Raw genomic sequence first — 1241 nt, forward strand, 5'->3', positions numbered from 1 at the left:
TCAACGTCGAAGGCCCCCGCAGCGAGCTGCGGGGGCCTTCGACGTATTGCCCGGTGAGAGCAACGGCGGAGGATACGAGATGCGAACTCGTGAGGGGTTGCCCCCAACACGCTTTCCAAGTCTTCGTCCGGCGGTCCGGAGACGGTCAGGTGCGTAAGGACCTGCGACGGTTCAGGAAGCCGCCGCACATTCGGATGGCACCGTACAGAGGTGAATGAGACCGGAACTGAGACCATGAGCCTTGTCGGACAGAGTTCGGACGGTCGTGGTCGAGTCAGGGCGGCTCGGCCTGTCGGCCCTGCGCGGGCGGAATGCTTGGCGGAGTCGTAATACGCGTCATACACTGCTGGTATGCCGAAGACGAGAATCAGCATCAGCCTGGACAGTGAGCATGCCGAGCGCATTCGGACCCACGCGGAGCGGGCTGGAATGGATGTGTCCGCCTACCTCGTTAACGCTGCGACCCGGCAGATGGCCGAGGCGGAAGCGGCGGAGGCTCAGTTCGCCCGACTTGACGCGGTGATCGCGGCAGCTGAGGCGGAGGCTGCCGCACTGGCCCCGCTGCCTGAAGTCGCCGACGACGACCTCACGGAGCAGGAGCGGCAGGAGGTGCAGGAGGCTATGGGGCTCATCTATGGTGCCGAGGGTCCTGCTACCCGGTCCGGTAACGCGGCGTGACTGTCCGGGTGCCGGTCTACGACACCGGCATGCTGATCGCGCTCGCGGACCGCAAGGCGAAGGCGGTGCGTCTGCACGCCGGTCTCCGGGAGACACCGCATCGGGCGCTCGTGCTCGGACCGGTACTCGCGCAAGTCTGGCGGCCCAGCCCCGCCACGGTGCTTGCCCTGGCCGGGGTGATGAAGGATTGCACGGTGCCTCAGGCTCGTAGTTCGGTCCCGGCCATGCGCCCCACCAGCGTGGGGCAGACGGCATGCATTACGTGCGCCACCGGTCCGGACATCACCGAATGGCACCGCATCGGAAGCGCACTCGGTTCGGCAGAGTTGCCCCCGAAGAAGCGGCCGGACGCTGTGGATGCCCTGGTGGCTCTCACAGCCGCCCGACACGGCAGTGCTGTGGTCTTCACCAGTGATCCGGCAGACCTCGACACCTATCTCAAGGCACTGGATGCCCAGGACGTGCACGTGGTGCAGATCTGACCACCGGTCGACAGCTGGTCAACGTCGAAGGCCCCCGCAGCGAGCTGCGGGGGCCTTCGACGTATTGCCCGGTGAGAGCAA

At 66.3% G+C, this 1241-nt stretch carries 2 protein-coding genes; both read left to right on the plus strand.

Going from position 1 to position 1241, the window contains the following annotated elements; genetic code table 11:
• Positions 1–351 precede the first annotated feature (351 nt).
• The gene (locus tag V9U70_RS26795) at positions 352–678 is read left to right on the plus strand and encodes a hypothetical protein (protein WP_266071625.1); all 327 of its coding nucleotides are present in this window, start codon (positions 352–354) and stop codon (positions 676–678) included.
• Positions 679–707: 29 nt separating this feature from the next.
• Complete coding sequence (locus V9U70_RS26800; protein ID WP_336679358.1) at positions 708–1160, plus strand: hypothetical protein; 453 nt, start codon at positions 708–710, stop codon at positions 1158–1160.
• Positions 1161–1241 lie beyond the last annotated feature (81 nt).

The organism is Streptomyces pratensis, from assembly GCF_037137275.1.
Classification (GTDB): domain Bacteria; phylum Actinomycetota; class Actinomycetes; order Streptomycetales; family Streptomycetaceae; genus Streptomyces; species Streptomyces pratensis_B.